Source organism: Actinocrinis sp. (genome assembly GCF_035650855.1).
Taxonomy (GTDB): domain Bacteria; phylum Actinomycetota; class Actinomycetes; order Streptomycetales; family Catenulisporaceae; genus Actinocrinis.
In genome coordinates this window covers 1-16,701 of sequence record NZ_DASRGV010000165.1, presented here as the reverse complement: position 1 = coordinate 16,701, position 16,701 = coordinate 1, and the positions used below count along the sequence as shown (strand labels likewise).

12 protein-coding genes are annotated in these 16,701 nt (G+C 70.4%); 5 read left to right on the top strand and 7 right to left on the bottom strand.

From position 1 onward, the window contains the following. The 6 genes from VFB40_RS12335 to VFB40_RS12310 form a co-directional block, all read right to left on the bottom strand. Window positions 1-999: FAD-dependent monooxygenase (locus tag VFB40_RS12335; RefSeq protein ID WP_324850089.1), on the bottom strand; the 999-nt coding region annotated here is incomplete at its 3' end. Beyond that, on the bottom strand, window positions 996-1,799 hold the full coding sequence (locus VFB40_RS12330) for a 2-oxo acid dehydrogenase subunit E2 (protein ID WP_324850087.1): 804 nt from the start codon (window positions 1,797-1,799) through the stop codon (window positions 996-998). The genes VFB40_RS12330 and VFB40_RS12335, both read right to left, overlap by 4 nt. Continuing rightward, window positions 1,796-2,098, bottom strand: coding sequence for an acyl carrier protein (locus VFB40_RS12325; protein ID WP_324850085.1), 303 nt, complete (start codon window positions 2,096-2,098; stop codon window positions 1,796-1,798). Before VFB40_RS12325 ends, VFB40_RS12330 begins: the two co-directional genes overlap by 4 nt. Beyond that, window positions 2,088-4,070: an HAD-IIIC family phosphatase gene (locus VFB40_RS12320; protein WP_324850083.1), complete on the bottom strand. Its 1,983-nt coding sequence runs from the start codon at window positions 4,068-4,070 to the stop codon at window positions 2,088-2,090. The genes VFB40_RS12325 and VFB40_RS12320 overlap by 11 nt, the downstream gene beginning before the upstream one ends. Further along, entirely contained in the window at window positions 4,067-5,128 is a 1,062-nt protein-coding gene (locus VFB40_RS12315; protein WP_324850081.1) for a 3-oxoacyl-ACP synthase III family protein, read from the bottom strand. Before VFB40_RS12315 ends, VFB40_RS12320 begins: the two co-directional genes overlap by 4 nt. 221 nt (window positions 5,129-5,349) lie before the next feature. Further along, window positions 5,350-5,688 (bottom strand): DUF2568 domain-containing protein, encoded by a 339-nt coding sequence (locus tag VFB40_RS12310; protein ID WP_324850079.1) that lies wholly within the window; start codon window positions 5,686-5,688, stop codon window positions 5,350-5,352. A 210-nt stretch (window positions 5,689-5,898) separates the two neighbouring features. Between VFB40_RS12310 and VFB40_RS12305 the strand changes: the two genes are divergently transcribed. From VFB40_RS12305 to VFB40_RS12285, 5 genes are all read left to right on the top strand, one after another. Then, complete coding sequence (locus VFB40_RS12305) at window positions 5,899-7,083, top strand: AfsA-related hotdog domain-containing protein (protein ID WP_324850077.1); 1,185 nt, start codon at window positions 5,899-5,901, stop codon at window positions 7,081-7,083. Between the two features lie 31 nt (window positions 7,084-7,114). Next, a complete protein-coding gene (locus VFB40_RS12300) occupies window positions 7,115-9,799 on the top strand; it encodes an AfsR/SARP family transcriptional regulator (protein WP_324850075.1) in 2,685 nt (894 codons plus the stop codon). A gap of 102 nt (window positions 9,800-9,901) precedes the next feature. Further along, window positions 9,902-12,376 (top strand): cytochrome P450, encoded by a 2,475-nt coding sequence (locus VFB40_RS12295; RefSeq protein ID WP_324850072.1) that lies wholly within the window; start codon window positions 9,902-9,904, stop codon window positions 12,374-12,376. 154 nt (window positions 12,377-12,530) lie between these two features. Beyond that, entirely contained in the window at window positions 12,531-14,039 is a 1,509-nt protein-coding gene (locus tag VFB40_RS12290; RefSeq protein ID WP_324850070.1) for an MFS transporter, read from the top strand. 151 nt (window positions 14,040-14,190) lie between these two features. After that, the gene (locus VFB40_RS12285) at window positions 14,191-14,670 is read left to right on the top strand and encodes a hypothetical protein (protein WP_324850068.1); all 480 of its coding nucleotides are present in this window, start codon (window positions 14,191-14,193) and stop codon (window positions 14,668-14,670) included. Between the two features lie 33 nt (window positions 14,671-14,703). On the opposite strand, the gene VFB40_RS12280 is transcribed toward VFB40_RS12285, so the two are convergent. Then, window positions 14,704-16,701 (bottom strand): DUF4132 domain-containing protein (locus tag VFB40_RS12280; protein WP_324850066.1); only part of this gene is annotated, 1,998 nt, incomplete at its 5' end.

Sequence of the window (16,701 nt, the reverse complement as noted above, 5' to 3'; positions counted from 1 at the left end):
GGTGTCCGCGAGGGCCTGTGCGATCACCGGCGTCACGCACACCACGTCCTGGATCGCGAGGTTCACGCCCTGGCCGAGGATCGGCGTGCAGGTGTGCGAGGCGTCGCCGATGAGTACGAGGCCGTCACGCGACCACTGCGGCACCTGCGCGGTGAAGATCTCCAGGAAGCTGGTGTCGTCCCAGGAGTTCAGGTGCTCGCGCATCAGCGGGCCCAGCCGGGGGTCGATGGCCGCGATACCTTCGCGGAAGGCCTCGAAGCCTTGGGCGCGTAGGTCGCCGAGGCCGCGCTTGGGCAGGTTGTGGCCGATCCGCAGGAAGTCGGGGAAGGTGGGCACCACCAGCACGTGCTTGTCGGCGACCGCGACCAGTTCGGCGGCGTCACCCCAGTGCGCAGGCCGCGGCAGCTTGAAGGAGAGGAAGTCGCGCTCCATCGGTTGGATGTCGGCGGCGAGGTTCGCGGCCTTGCGCACCTTGGAGAACCGGCCGTCCGCGCCGACCACCAGTCGAGCCCTGATTTGCGCGCGGCTGCCGTCCTTCCGCTTGAGCACCGCGCCGCGCACCTCGCCGTTCTCCTCGATCAGGGAGCTGAAGGCGGTGCCGGGTACGTAGGCGTGGTTCGGGAAGTTGGCCGCCGCGGCGTGGAACTTGCCGATCAGGGCCGGCTGCGGAATGTCGATCGGCAGCGCGCCGAGCGGGAAGCGGCGGTAGTCGATCTGGAAGACCGTGCGCCCTTCCATCCGCATGTTGATACCCGAGGTCTCCAGGAAGCCGTGCTCGCGCAGCGCCGGGCCGAAGCCGAGCTTGCCGAGCGTGACCACGGACGGGCCGGCCAGCGACTCGCCGCGGAACTCGCGCTCTAGGTCGGCCTGCTTCTCGACCACGACCACGTCGACGCCGCGGCGCGCTAGCAGGCAGCCGAGCAGCGCCCCGGCCGGGCCGCCGCCGACGACCAGGACCTCGGTCTCGTCCGGAAGGGTGTTGCTGCTCAGGGCGCTCATTCGGTTCCCCAGTTCTCCAGTGCGGCCTTCGTGGCGGCCAGCAGTTCGGCGGCCTGCGCGCCGTCCAGCAGCCGGTGGTCGAAGGCGAGTGACAGCGTGAACAGCGGCGCGACCGCGATCTGGCCGCCGCGCACCACCGGGGTGTCCACGATCCGCCCGACGCCGAAGCCGAGCGCGCCGTTGATCATCGGGAAGATCGCGCGCACCGGCTCCTGGCCGACTGAGGTCACCGAGAACACTCCCTGCAGCGCGGTGCGCCGCTCCGGCTTGCGGGTGACCGCGCGGTAGGCGAGGCGGGCTAACGGCAGGGGCAGCCGCTGCACCTTTGCCAGCTGCGCCCAGGGACCGTTCGGGTCCTCCAGATCGGCGTTCTTGTACGTGTCGATGACCTGCTGGATCTCGGCCACGTCGGCGTGCTCGGCCCGGAATACGGTCCCTGACACGACGCAGCGCTGGCCGTCGGCGGTGCGCTTGTCGAACAGCACCTTCGCGTGCACGTCGCCGACCGTCGCGACCTTGAGCCGCAGGCCGGGCCGCAGCACGCCGCGCGCCTCGGGGCTGTTCGCGATCACCTGGGCCGCGGCCTTGACCACGTAGCTGACGAAGCTGACCTTCGAACCGGCGTCCTTGCGCGCCTGCTTGATCCGGGTCGCGTCGACGTCGGCCATCAGGTACACGTGAGCGGTGCCGCGAGCGTCTTTCAGGAACGTATACGTTCCCTTACGTGCTGCCGGGAATGCGGCCACGCTCGTGGGCGTAGGCGTGGTCGTGGTCGTGGTAGTGCGCGTGCTGGCGCTCATGCGGAAGCCGCCTGTGCGTCGCGCACGACCGCCGCCAGCTCGCCGAGCGTCTCGGCCTTGGTGAAGCGCTCGAAGTCGATCGAGCCGCCGGCTTCGCGCTCCAGGTAGACCAGGATGCGCAGGGCGTTGACGGAGTCCCAGCCCTCGATCTCGGCGAAGCGCCGCTCGGTGGTCAGCGCGGCGGGCTCCACGTCGAGCAGCTGGCCGACGACGTCCCGTACCAGCGCCTCGGCACTCGCCGTCGCGGAGGGCACGCTCTGAGAAGGCACAGTCTCAGAAGGCACAGTCTCAGAAGGCATTGTTGATCTCCTCTTCCCGGGTGACGCCGATCCAGCTGGGCAGCTCGGCGAGGTCTCGCAGGGTGTGTCGCAGCTGCGCCGGCCCCTGCCCGTCTGCGTGTTCGTCCACTGCTTCGCCCGCCGCCTCGACCCGTTCGAAGCCGAGCGCGGGGTAGAACCCGGCGAACTTCGCGTTCTTCGCCGTGGGAATGAAGGAGGCGCGCACCTCGCCGGCCCCGGCGGCCGCGGCCGCGCGCAGGATCAGCCCGACGACCGCGTCCTCGACGTTGCGGGAGAAGACCCGGCAGCTCATCACGAAGTTCTCGATCCGCCACGCTCCGCCGCGGTCACCGTCGCCGTCGGCGTCGCGGGTCAGCGACCAGGCGGCGATCAGGCCGTTGTCACCGAAGCGGTCCTTGAGCCGGCCGCCGAAGAACGCCGCCTCGCCGCTCTCCGAGCGCCGCCGCACCTCCTCCTCGGTGTAGCGGATGCCGGTCAGGTTGAACTGGTTGGTCTTGCCGAAAAGCTGGACGATCCGCGCCGCGTTGAATTCGCCGAGCCGCTCGACGGTCAGCTGGGAGCCGAGCCCGAGCAGGTACTCCTCCAGACTCCCGGAACCGCTCTGCAGCTCCTCCCGCTGCACCTGCGCGCGGTACATCTCGGTGCGTTTCAGGTCCTCGTCAGTGAGAGTCAGCAGGTTGAAATCGCCGCGGCGGGCGACGATCGCGGCGTAGCCGGCCGGATCGTTCGGCAGTTCGACGGTGGTGACCTGCGGCAGCAGCTCGCGCATGAGCCCGCGCTCGATCGGGTTGTCATCGACGAAGACCATTGAGTCGATGCCGATGTTCAGCGCCGAAGCCAGCTGCCTGACATTGCCCGGCTTCGGCTCCCAGTCAGCCCGGACCGCAACGAAGGAATCCGGGCGCAGCAGCATCTCCGGGTGGTTGGCGATCGCGTCCTGCGCGACGTCCTCGTCGTTCTTGGAGGCGATCGCGAGCATCACGCCCTGCGCGGCCAGGTCGCGTCCGTACTTCTGCAGCTCCAGGTGCGCTGAGCCGGGGTACGCACCGCCGATCTTCAGCGCGGCCGCGCCGTCGTCGCCGACGATCCCGCCCCACAGGGTGTTGTCGAGGTCGAAGACGAGGCACTTGGCCGCGCGGCCGAGCCCGGCGCGCACCACGCGTGCCAGCTCGGCGGCGTACTCGCGCTGGAACTCCGCGCTGAATATGTGCCCTGCGACGTGCCGCATCCGGTCGGTGGCGAACGCGCCGGCGACTCGGCCTTGGATCGCGGCGGCGGAAAGCACGACCACACCCTGCTTCTGCGCTGCCAGCCGCAGGATTCCCGCGTTCATCGCATCCCAGGCGGCTTCCAGCCGTGCCTTACGGCCGTAGTCGATGACGCTGTCGCGGCGCAGCGGGCTCAGCGGGACCGTGGTCAGCACGATCAGGCCGCCGAGCACCTGCCGGGCGGCGTCGGCCCACTCGCCGAGCCGCGCCGGGAAAGCGGCGCACCGCGCTTCGACCTCGTCGAGATCCAGCGGATTGGCGACTTCCTCGTACACGGCCCCGTCGTCGAGCAGCAGGGCGCTGACGCCGGGCGCGAGGTCGGCGAGGTTGGGCGCGCCGGCCCGGATCTCGAACTGCCACTGGTTGAATCCGGCCGCGCGGACCTGCGGCAGGATGCCGCCGGCCACCAGCGCGGCGGTCAGCTGGTGCGGCAGCGAGTCAAGGGTCGAACTGCCCAGCAGCGCGATGTTCTGGACCAGGAACGCGCCTTCGGCCGCCAACTGCTCGCGTTGCGCCGCGCCGCCGAGCATCATCCCGGCCGCCTCGATGTCCAGCGGGTCGCCGGCCGCGATCAATGCGTCGAGCAGCTGCCGTACCTGGGCGTGCCTGCCCGCCAGCCCTTCCCGCTTGAGCGCTCGCAATTCGCTCAGCGGGCTGATGCTCCTGGCCGCAGTCTGCGGGGCCTGACTCACCTCGACGCTCATCCCACGCCCTCCCCCGCGAGGTAGCGCAGCGCCAGTCCGGCGATGATCCACTTCGAGGACTCGATCGTGATCCCGAGCACCCGCGCCGATCGCGCGCCACGGGTCTTGAGCCCCTGCGCGGCCCGGTACAGCTGGATGAAGGGCAGCGCGTTGCCGTTGTTCCCGGTCTCCGCGACGCACGAGACGGCCTGCTCCTCGCGCACGCCGAGCCCCTCGCGGATCTTCTCCGCCATCGCGCCGTTCAGCTGCGGGGTAAGTACGTGGTCGACGTCACCGACGTTCCAGCCGGTGGCCTCCTCCAGCTCCTTGAGAACCTGCGCGGACAGCTCCGGAACCCGCTGCTCGATGGCCTTGTAGTCCTCCTGGCCCATCGGCTCGCGGGCGGCCTTGCCGTCGGCCCCGGTGACGGTCGGCGCGCCGTCGGCGCCGTACCAGTGCACGACCTGGGCCGGCTTGAGCCCGCGCCCGACGGTCCGCAGCAGCACGTGGTCCACGAGCAGGCCGGGGCCGTCGTCGTCGGCGTCGACCACGGCGGCCCCGGCGCCGTCGCCGAACAGCGCGAAGTTCGCCAGCTCGGCCGGGTTGACCCGCTTGACGTCGTAGTCGGCGGGCCACAGCTTGATCACGCTGTCCGCGCCGATCACCAGGCCGCGGCTCAGGCCGCCGGCCAGCAGTGCCCGCGCGGTGTAAAGGCCCTGCAGCGCGCCGGCGCAGCCGGAGGTCAGCTGGAAGGTCGGCAGGTCGTTGATGCCGAGGCGGTCGGCGACCACGTTGACGGTCGCGGGCATCAGCAGGTCCGGCGACCCGGTGGTCAGGATCAGGAAGTCCAGCGACTCGGCCGGCACTCCGGCCGCGGCCAGCGCGCGCCTGGCCGCCTCGGTGGCCAGGTCGCCGGTGTTCTTCGGGGTGCCGTCAGCGCTCGCGGGGTCGCAGAAGAACCGGTGCCGGTTTCCGGTCATCCGGTCCAGCCACTTCTCGTGCAGTCCGAAGCGCTCCGCGAGGTCCCGGTTCGTGACCGGCGCCCCCGGCAGCACCTCGCTCAGGCCGATGATTCTCACAGGGATCAGGTCCTTACTGGAGTCCACCTGCCCCGCACCCCGCGGGCCGGTGCAGACGGCGGCGGCGATCTACCGATGGACCCAAGCTAGGAACGCCCTCTTGCGCACGGCTAAACCGGGCGCGACGCAGCGGATCAGGCTGCCGGGCCGCGAGCCGGCCCAGCTCGCGGCGGCTCAGGGATTTGTCTCGCAGACCCCTTACACAATTGCCCGCAGAGCCCTTACTGGCCCCAGGCCACGGCGAGGCTCTTGGAGCCCAGCGTCGCCACGGCCAGCGCCGTAGCCCACCCCGGATGCCCCGCGGCGAGCAGCAGCGCGGCGCCCGCGGCGAACCAGAGCACTTCGAAGCCGGCCAGCCGCAGCCCGGTGAGCCGGTTCTTGGCCCGCGGCGCCGCGGCCAGGCCCCAGGCGAGCGCGAACAGCAGGGCGAGCAGGACGCCGACCGCGAGCCGCGCGGCGACCGGCACATGCAGGTGCCAGCCGAACGCGACCGCCGCGGCGAGCACGGCGAGTTCGATCATGAGCAGAACGAGCAGGTTGAACGCCTTGAGCGGGGCCATGGGCGGTTCCTTCCGGGCGGCGGCGGGCGGTTGACGCGATCGGGCATTCCCGAGCCCCCGGCCCGCGAATCCCGCCGGGGGCCCGGCCGGCGGCCCGCTTGGCCGCGGCTTGGTCGGCACTTGACAGGGCGCTGAGAGTATCGGATCGCCAGACCCTTCGGACCCACCGGCCGCACTGATCACGGGGGTCCGCGCAGCGAAGGAGACGACGTGTCGACCGACATTCCCGCGAGGCAGTGGACTGACGCCGATTCCGCGCCGGGCACCGGCGGCGGCATCGCCACGGTCGCGCCGGCGCCCGCGCTGTCGCCCGAGACGTCCGCCGGTGCGAGCGTGAACGCAGACGTGGATGTGGATGTAAATGTGGATGTAGATGTAGCGCATGTGGATGTGGACGTGAACCTGGGCGCGGGCACGAGCGCGGCGACGACCGTCACCGGCCACGGCCTGGCCCACCACCTGCTGCACCGTCCGAGCACCGCCGAGGGCCTGATGCTAGGGACAGTCGCGCCGGTGCCGCAGGACTTCACCCTTTCCGCCGCGCTGCCCGACGCGCACCCGCTGTTCAACGACGGGCCCGGGGCGTTCCACGACCCGAACTTCGCGCTCGAGGCGATGCGCCAGTCAGTGCTCTTCGTCGCACACCAGTACTTCCGGGTGCCGTCGCAGCGTCCTGTCGTGCTCGCCTCCAGCGAGGTCGGCATCACCGGCCTTGAGGCGTGGCGGCGCAACGGGCACACCGCGCACATCGCGGTCGACATGGCGCTGCACCCGGTCGACGTGGTCAACGGCGTGCCGCGCGGACTGCGCTGCGAGGCCGAACTGGCGATCGACGGCATGCGCTGCGGCACCGCGAAGGCGCGCACCGTCTTCCTGATGCCGAAGGTGTACCAGAACCACCGGGCGCGCGGACGGGCCGCGAGCCGCACCGAGAAGTTCGGCGTGTTCAGCGACGGTCATGGCCACGACCACGCGCGGCCGCGGCCGGAGGCGGTCGGCCGCGCCGACCCGCACAACGTGGTCATCGGACTGCCGAAGGCGCTGGACGACGGGACGCTGCGCGTGCAGGTCGTCCCGGACGCCGCGCATCCGGTCTTCACCGCGAACGCCACCGACCATGTTCCGTCGGTGGTGCTGCTCGAGGCGTCGCGGCAGGCGGCTTTCCTGGCCGCCGGGGAGCTGCACGGCTTCTCCGCCGCGACCTGCGTTTTGACGGAGTGGAACGCGCGATTCCGCGGTTTCGCAGAGATCGATCTTCCGCTCCACTGCACCGTCGCCGCCGGCCCGCTCGGACGAGGGCCCGGCGGCCACCCCGCCTTCCCGGTCACGCTGACCTTCGCGCAAGGTTCCCGCGAGATCGCGACGGTGGGGGTCACGGTGCTGCAGGACTACTAACGGGGAAAGGCCCGGAAGGGAGGGCACCAACGTGAGGTTCCGCGTCCTGGGACCGGTCACCGTGGCACCGAGGACGCCGACCGCCGCGAAAGTGCGGGTGGTGCTGGCGGTGCTTCTGGTGCGGGCGAACGAGACCGTGTCCACCGAGAGCCTGATCGACGAGCTGTGGGACAACTCTCCGCCGCGCACGGCGGGCACCACGCTCCAGGTCTACATCTCCCAATTGCGCCGCATCCTGTTGGAGGGGGACCCCGCGGCGGGGGCACACGGGCGCCAGTTGCTCACCCTGCCGCCTGGCTACTGCCTTCAGGTCGCGCAGGACGACCTCGACCTGACCAGGTTCGAGGCCTTACACCGCGCCGGCAAGGCCGCGTACGAGCGCGGCGACTTCGCCACCGCGTCCAGCCTGCTGCAAGAGGCGCTCGGGCTGTGGAGCGGCGTGGCGCTGTCCGGCATTCCGCACGGCTATACGCTCTCGGCCGCCGCCGTGCGCCTCGAAGAGCTGCGTATGACAGCACTCGAACAGCGCCTCACCGCCGATCTGCGGCTGGGCAGGCACAAGGAGCTGACCGGCGAGCTGATGGCGCTGACCAGCGAGCATCCGCTGCGTGAGACGCTGCACGCGCACCTGATGGTGGCGCTGTTCCGCTCCGACCGGCAGTCGGACGCGCTCAAGACCTTCGCGCGCATCCGCCGTTCGCTCGTCGACGAGCTGGGCATCGAGCCGGGTCCCGGGCTGCGGCATCTGCACGAGCGGGTGCTGCGCAGCGATCCGAATCTGCTGTGGCGCGAGCCGGCCGCCGTCGCAGCCCCCTCAATCGCGCCGGTGGTGTGGCTGCCGCCGTCGCTGCCGGACTTCGTCGGCCGCGAGGAGTCGATCGCGGCCGCGCTGCGGGCCTTCCCGGACCGCACCGGCCGGGCCGCCGCGCCGATCCTGGTGCTCGGCGGCCGGGCCGGGGTCGGCAAGACCACCCTCGCCGTCGAGCTGGCCCGCCGCGCGGCCGACGTCTTCCCGCACGGCCGGGTCTTCCTCCAGCTGCGCGGGCCGCAGGGCATGGCGCTGGAGCCCGACGAGGTGATCGCGCAGGTGCTGCACCGCTTGGAGCAGGCCCCGAGCGCCGAAGGTGACGCGGCCGCGCCGACCTCCACGGCCGGCTCCGGCAGCGAACCGCCGGCCGACCGGCTCCAGCGCCTCACTCGGGGTCGCAGGATGCTGCTGATCCTGGACGACGTCGCCTCGGAGGAGCAAGTCAGGCCTCTGCTCGCCGCGGTCCCCGGCGTGTTCGTGCTGATGACGACGCGCCGTACCCTCGCCGGGCTCGACGGGGCGCGGCACCTCGTGCTCGACGTGCTCAAGCCGAAAGAAGCACAGCAGCTGCTCGAGGAGATCGCCGGCTCGCGCATCACCGACGACCCGGAGTCGGCGCTGGAGATCGCGCGGCTCTGCGGCTACCTGCCGCTCGGCCTGCGCGTCGCAGGGGCCGGACTCGCGGCGCGTCCGCACTGGACCGCGGCGGCGCTCGCGCAGCGCCTCGACGGCGAGGGCGCCGGGCTCGCCGAGCTGGTGGCCGGCGATCTCGACGTGCGCGCCAGCCTGCTCGTCGGTTACCGCGAGGCAGATCCCGCGCACCAGTGGGCGTTCCGGCTGCTGGCGCTCGCCCCGCTGCCCAGCTTCGCGCTGTGGGGCGCGGCCGCGCTGCTCAACGACACGCTGCCGCGCACGGAGCGCGTCGTCGACCAGCTCTTGCAGTCGTATCTGCTGGAGGTGCGGCAGTCAGCACGCGAATACCCGCTGCGCTACGGCTATCACAGGCTGCTGAGAGCGCTTGCCCTGGAACTGCTCGACGGGGACGATCCGATCACGGTCACCGCGGCCGTGGAGCGACTGTGCACGGCCTGTCTCGCCGTCGCCAGGCATGCCGACGCGATGCTCACTCCGGGCCGCGTGCCATATGAGGCAAGGTACGGCACCGTCGTATCCGACTCCTTCGAGAACGTCGCGCAGTTGGTCGGCGCGACGCCGGTGCACTGGTTCCAGGAGGAGGGGCCGGGGCTCGTCGACGCGGTGCGCCGCGCGCACGCCGCCGGGCTGTGGCCGCTGACCTGGCAGCTGGCCGAGTGCCTGTCAGGTTACTTCGACGCGAGGGCGGATTGGCCGGAGTGGTCGCAGACGCATTCGCTCGCCCTCGACGCGGCGCGGCGCGAACGCAATGCGCTGGCCGAGGCGGCGATCCTGCGCTCGCTCGGCGATCTGGCCTGGCAGCAGCAGCGGGTGCGGCAGGCCGCGATGCACTACGAGGACGCGCGCTCGCTGTTCCTGGCCGCGCGCGACTACGGCGGCGCGGCGCGCTGCGTCATCGGCCTCGGAGACGTGCAGCTGAGCGAAGGCGATCCGCGGTCGGCGGCGAAGACCTACGCGGACGCGCTCGGGCAGTGCGCACAGGCCGGAGACGAGCGCGGGCGGGCAGACGCGCTGCGCGGCCTTGCCGTGGTCGAACTGCAGTGTGGGCGCGCCGAGGAGTCGCTGCAGACCTTCGCGGCGTTCGCGGAGGCGGCCGAACAGCTCGGCGACCGGCGCTGGATCCAGTTCGCGCACCGCACCCGGGCCTGGATCCTGGAGCGCGCCGTCGACTGGTCCGATCCGCGCGAGCCGTGGTCTCCGCAAGCCGTCGAGGCGCGTCCCGGCATCTGGGTCGTCGGCTCCTTCGACGGCTGAGACACCCGCCGGCCGGCGCCGAGCCGGACCAACCGAACAAGTGCCCCTTTAGCCCCTAAACCCACTCTGCCCAAGGACTGTATATAGCGAGAGGAGCGGGGAGTGAGCACGCGTATTCACACGGGGGTCTGCGTCGTCGGGGCCGGTCCCGCCGGACTGACGCTGGGCCTGGAGCTGGCGAAGCTCGGCTGCGAAGTGGTCGTGCTCGAGCAAAGCGGCCACTTCGAGCGCTCGTTTCGCGGTGAGGCGATCTCCCCGGACTCGGTCTGGATCCTCGAACGGCTCGGCATCTTCGAGCGGGTCAAGGAGCACACCCTCCCGACCCGGCGGATGGAGGTCCGCGACGGCGGCAGCATCGTGCTCGCGACCGACTTCACGACCATCGGCTTCCCCTGCCCCTACCCCACCGAGCTGCCGCAGCCGCCGCTGCTGACTGCGCTCGCCGAGGACGCCTCCCGGCTGCCTTCGTTCACGCTGATGCGCCGGACCACCGCGACCGAGCTGCTGCGCGACGAGACCGGCCGCGTCGTCGGCGTCTCCTGTCAGGGTCCTGACGGGCCGATCGAGGTCCGCGCCGCCCTGACCGTGGCGGCGGACGGCCGATTCAGCAAGATCCGCGAGCTCGCCGGCATCCCCTACCAGAAGCTGCCGCTGGACCGCGACTTCATCTGGTTCAAAATTCCGCTGCCGTCCTCGTGGGATCCGCACACATACCGTGTCAGCCTCCTCGCTGGCCGTCACTGCGTCTTCATGCCCACGGTGCCGGACCAGATCCGGATCGGGTTCAACATCCCCAAGGGCGAACTCAAGGAGCTGCGACGGCAGGGCATCGGCGCGCTGCACGAACGGATCGACGAACTGGCGCCCGAGCTGTCCGAGGCGGTTCGCGAGCACGTCACGAGCTGGTCGGGCACGTCAATGCTCGACATCTTCACCACCGTCGTGCCCCGCTGGTCGATCCCCGGCCTGGTCCTGACCGGCGACTCGGCACATACACTCACCCCGATCCTCGGCCAGGGCGTCAATCACGCCCTGCTCGACGCCGTGGCCCTCGCTCCGCTCGTCGCCGGCGCCCTCGCCTCCCCGAACCCGCCCGCTGCGCTTGATGAGGCCACGGCCACCTTCCAGCGCGAACGCGAACCCTCCGTCAAGATCTCCCGCGACATCCAGCTGCGCCAGGAACGCGCCTTCGCCATTTCCCGACCGCTCGGCGTGATCCTACGCAAGACCGCATATCGCGTGGTGAACCGCAGTAACTTCTTGAAGCGGCGCATCATGACAGGCGTCTACTACGGTCTCCAGTCCGCCGTCGCCTCGGGTCATCAGACCCTTGACCTGACCCCTGCTCCCCCGCCTCCCGCTCCACCTGCGCCCTTCCCCTCCTTTCCTCCCCTCGCGTACCCCTTCACCCGCCCCTCCGCTCTCGACCCCAGCCCCGAATATGCCGAGTTGCGGTCGCGCTGCCCCGTCGCCGAGGTCACCATGCCCAGCGGCGACCCGGCCTTCCTGGTGGCGGGTTATGAGGGCGTGCGCACCGTGCTGTCCGATCCCCGATTCAGCCGCGAGGCCACCACGCGTCCCGACGCGCCGCGCATCTCTGCGGCTCCGCAGCAGTTCAAGAGCCTGCTGAACATGGATCCGCCTGAACACACCCGCGTGCGCAAGCTCGTCTCGCGGGAGTTCACCGCCCGCCGCGTCGCCGCGCTGCGCCCGCGCATCCAAGAGCACACCGACGCCCTGCTCGACGCGATGGAGCGGGCCGAACCGCCCGTGGACCTCGTCGCGGCCCTCTCCTTCCCGCTGCCCATCTCAGTGATCTGTGAACTGCTCGGCGTCCCGTTCGAGGACCGCAAGCTGTTCACCGGCTGGTCGGCGGCGTTCCTCTCCACGACCGCACTGCCCGCCGCCGAGATCCTCGCCGCGCAGGTCGCGCTGCGCGACTACATGGCCGCCCTGGTCGCCGGCAAGCGTGACGACCCCGGTGACGACCTGCTCTCCGCCCTCGTCGCCGTGCACGACGGGGACGAGGGCCGGCTGAGCGAGGAGGAGCTGATCTTCCTCGGCATCAGCCTCCTGGTAGCGGGCCACGAGACCACCGCGAACCAGATCTCGAACAGCGTGTTCGCGCTGCTCACCCGGCATGACCACGAGGGCCTGCGAGCCGAGCTGCAGCACCCGGACACGATCGAGCGCGCGGTCGAGGAGCTGCTGCGGATGTACCCGCCGGGAGACGAGGCGCTGCTGCGCATCACCCTCGAGGACGTACCGCTCGACGGCACTCTCATCCCGGCCGGCTGCGCCGTCCTACCCTCTCTCAGCTCCGCGAATAGGGATGGCGCTCAGTACCCTGACGCCGATAGACTGGATACCGACAGGGGGGCGAATCCGCATCTGACCTTCGGGCACGGGGCGCACTACTGCCTCGGATCCGGTCTCGCCCGCGCGGAACTCCAGATCGCTCTCAGCTCCCTGCTACGCCGGTTCCCCGCGCTGCGCCTGGCCGCGCCGGCCACCGAGATAAGCCGCCCGACCGGACGCCTCGTGCACGGTGTCAGCACCCTGCTCGTCGCCTGGTGAACACCGGTGGGACCCGTGTTGCGGAAGACGAATCATCCCCAAGCGACCTAAGCGCTACTAAAGCCGCCCCGCCTAGCGTCGTGCGCGAGGTGCGGCGACACCGCTCCCAACCTGCGGGACCGGCGCCCGGCCGGTCTTCCGAAAAGGAGTAGCTGTGACTACTGACTCTGCCATGGTGCCACGCGCCGGCACAGCGGACCCGCGACGCTGGTGGATCCTCGTCATCGTGTCCTTCGCGCAATTCGTGCTCGCCATCGACGGGTCGATCGTGAACGTGATGGGGCCGCGGCTGAAGGAGGCCATCGGCCTTTCCACCACCGGCCTGCAATGGGTGATGAACATCTACGTGCTGCTGTTCGGCGGTCTGCTGCTGCTCGGCGGGCGGCTGGCGGACGTGATCGGCCGCAAGCAAATCTTCCTGATCGGCCTGCTGGTCTTCACCGCGGCCTCGTTCGCGGCCGGCCTCTCGCACACCGAGGCCGAACTGCTGGCGGCTCGTGCGGTGCAGGGCCTGGCCGCGGCGGCGCTGTCTCCGGCCTCGCTGTCCATCGTGGTGACGGTATTCCCAGACCCCAATGAGCGGAAGAAGGCCTTCGGCGTCTGGGGCACGATCATCGGCGTCGGGGCGAGCATGGGCACACTGCTGGGCGGCGCGATCGCCGACGCCGACTGGCGCTGGGCGTTCTGGCTGAACGTGCCGATCGGCGTGATCGTCGCGGCGGGCACCTTCGCCTGGGTGCACATCCCGCGGCCGAGCGGCAAGCGCCCGTCGACCGACCTGCTCGGCGCGCTGACCGCGACCGGCGGCCTGCTGCTGCTGGTCTACGGGATCATCAACAGCAGCATCCACAGCTGGACCGCGACCGCGACCGTGGCCAGCTTCGCCTCCTGCGCGGTGCTCCTGGTCGCCTTCGTGTTCGTCGAGGCCCGCAGCAAGGCGCCGCTGGTTCCGCTGCGGCTGTTCCGCTCGCGGGCGGTGCTGGCCGGCGGGTTCGGCGAGTTCCTGACCGCCGCGCTGATGATGCCGCTGTTCTTCATGCTGCCGCTGTACATGCAGGAGGTGCAGGGTTACAGCCCGCTCAAGACCGGTCTGGCCTGGCTGCCGACCAGCATCGGCATCATGGTCTTCGCGAGCTTCGCGCCGAAGCTGATCATGAAGACCGGGCCGCGCACGATGTACCTGGCCGGTACCGGCGTGCTGGTGGCGGTGGTGGCCCTGGCCATCGGCATCCCGCTGCACGGCGGCTACGCGCGCTTCATGCTGCCGCTCTCGGCGCTGTTCGGCCTCGGCCTGGTGCTGTGCCTCATCCCGACCCCGATCGTCGGCACGTCTCAGGCCACTGAGCAGGACGCGGGCACGACCTCGGCGCTGCTCAACGCGTCGACGCAGATCGGCGCGGGCTTCGGCATCGCGGTCAGCGTCACGGTGCTCAACAGCCGCGTCTCGCACCTGCTCGAGGCGGGCCAGCCGTACCAGACGGCGCTGGTGCACGGCCTGAGCCGGGCGTTCATCGTCCTTGCGGTGTTCCTCGGCCTGAGCATGCTCAACGGCTTCTTCACCTTCCGCGGCCTCGGCGGCGCGCCCGAGCAGGGCGCTCCGACCGCCGGCCAGGCGGAGGGCGCGGTGGCCGCGGCAGCGGATCCCGCCCTCGAAATCGGCTGACCGCTTTCCCCCAACGGTCACCGAACCGGGCCGCCGGCCGTCCGCTTTCCCCGGACGGACCGGCGGCCTTCGCCGTGCCCGCTCGGCCCTTCTCGTCAGGCACGGTGAGCTACGTTGGCAGTGGTTCCTATTCGTGTGCATGCTCTGCCCGATGATGGTGCTGCTCTCCCCGCATTTTCTCGCCTGTACCCACAGGCCGCTGCTGCGCAGCGGGCGTTACGGCACTCGGCTGGAGGCGCGGACGTGGACCGGGCGGTGCACGATGGATCTGGCCGAACTCAGGACGGTGCGTTACATCACGCTCTTAGGTCGGCCCCGGCCTAGCCCCGATCTTTTGATCCTCACCGACAGACACGGCGTGCATCTGTGCATCGACTGCCGATCGTCCGCCCTCCGCGGGGTGGACGAAGCGCTTTATGCCGCGTTCAAGGACCGGGCAGGCGGACGCGTCGCCCCCGACGCTCGTATCTCGCGGGCGGCGTTGGAGCGGCTTGGAATGAACCGGCAGCCGGCTTGGATATTCGTCCTCAAGACCATGCTCGGGTTCGCTTTGCTGCTCGGCTGGCCGGTGCTGTGTTTCGCGGCGGTCGGACGATTCGTGATCGGGCCGTTGAATCAGTGGGTTGTCTGACGCTCGATTGCGGCCCGGTCCGGCTCGATCCGATCAACTATCGCGGCGGCGAGGTGGACGTGGTCGAGGCGGTAGGTCCGCCACGGCGTCGGTCACGGGCGGCACGTCCTGGATCGCGTCCTCGGCGAGTTCGGCGCCGGCCAGCAGCGCGATGCACCGTACAGCCTCGCTGTATACGCGGTAGGGCACCGCGCCGAGCGGCACCGGTTGACGCTGGCGGTCGCGTCGGCGATGGAATCGGGCACGGCCGCAGCGAACCGTCTCGCCGTCGAGTGTGACTTCGAGTGCGCAGGTCAGCTGGGCTTCAGCGTATTCACGCAAGCACAGCGCGCCGGGCACGTCGTCGGCGTCGGGGCGGGGCCGGGCGTTCGAAGCAGTGGGCCGCCATTGCCAGCGCTCGGCCCGAGCCGTCGCCGTGAAATCCGCGTAGTCCGTCTCCCAGCCGGTGTAGTCGGTCACGAACAAGCTGTCATGCTCCGGCGGCCGCTTGGTGTGCCATCGGGCGATCTGCGGAAACGGCTGGCCGTACTGGAGACTCGGCAGGTACGCGCGCCATCTGGCCAGCGACGCGACAGAGGCGGCGCCCGGATGCCAGAGCTCTACCATGGCCTCTGTTCCGCCGACCATCGCAGAGGTCACAGTCGCATATGTCGGAGTCGCCGCGCTCATACTATGGCCGTCCACGGCCAGGAGCCCGCCGCCGAGCGCCGGGATGACCTCGTACGCGCTGCCGTCGGCCGGATACAGCCGCCAGACCAGCCGACAGGCCACCGCCCGGGTGATCGGGTGTTCCAGATAGAGCCTGCTCCAGTCCGCCAGCGGCCACGTGCGCTGGGTGGCCAGCAGATCCTCGATACGACTCAGTTCCCTGGCATATGTCGATTCGATGTCCCGGACGCGCTTTTCCACCGCGTGCCGCGCGTGGTCGTCGCCCGGCGAGCCGGCGTCCACGATCTCTGCGACGTGTACGTGGCCCGATGGCAGGAGTTCCAGCGTGGCGGAGCGGTCGCGGGTAGCGACGGATACCTTCGCGTCCTGATCCAGGCCGTGCCGCGGCACGCGCAGTTCGGCGATGCGGTCGGCTTCCGGCGCGCCGGCCGACGAGATGCGGTCCAGCATAAGCAGGATCTGTGCCTTCAGCCGCTTGGCCGGGGCCAGCCGGGCGGCACTCATGAGCTCGTCGACGGCCCGCGGAGTGGCCAGCTCGCCGAGAACGTTGATACAGGCGTTGCGCAGCAGCGGCGAGTCAACGGACCAGGGCTCCGTCAGCACTCTGCACAGGATCGCGCCGGTCGTCTCGGCCGTGCGGTCCGGGTCAGCAGAGAAGCGCGCCGCGGCCCACAGAGCGTTGACCGCGGTCACCGTGTTGGCTTCGCACACGAGCAGCGGCCGGGCATCGGTCGGGCGCGCGCCGGTCGAAGAAGGCGGGGTAATCGGGACCGCATCACGCAAAGCGGCAACCATCTGCTGCAGCGCCGCGACCGTCCGCAGATCGTGCCGGTGACGGTCGACCGTCTCCCGCCAACCAGGGTCCTGCCAAGGGCGCGGGCCGTGATCCATCTGAAGCTCAAGCACGCCGAGCCGCTGCAGTTGAAGCTCGGAGAGCTTCGCCTCCAGGAAGGCGGCCCAGCCGTCCTCACCGGGCAGCCGCAGCCGCGCCTCGTCCGGCGGCGCAGTGCCGAACCAGCGCGGCATCCTCATGGTCTGACGATATCCCCGAACGTCGACGCTCCCGACAGCGAGGTTCAGGGCAATGGCTGGCCTTCCGGCATCTTCGTGGCGGGGGCAAAAAGTGAGTCGCCAGTGACAAGATTCTGCGTAAGTGATCTTCTCCGCGACATCGGGATGACCATCACAAGGCCGGCGCCCGCGAGGCAGCCGTCGATCAGGCGCGGCTGTTATTGAATGCTCTTGAGCCTGTGTTTGATCGCCCTGGTGACTTCGGCGATGCAGGCGGAGGTTGTCCCAGACCAGCACGATGGGGCCACCACGCTGGAGACGGGCGCGGATGGCCAGGTCGCGGAAGTCGTG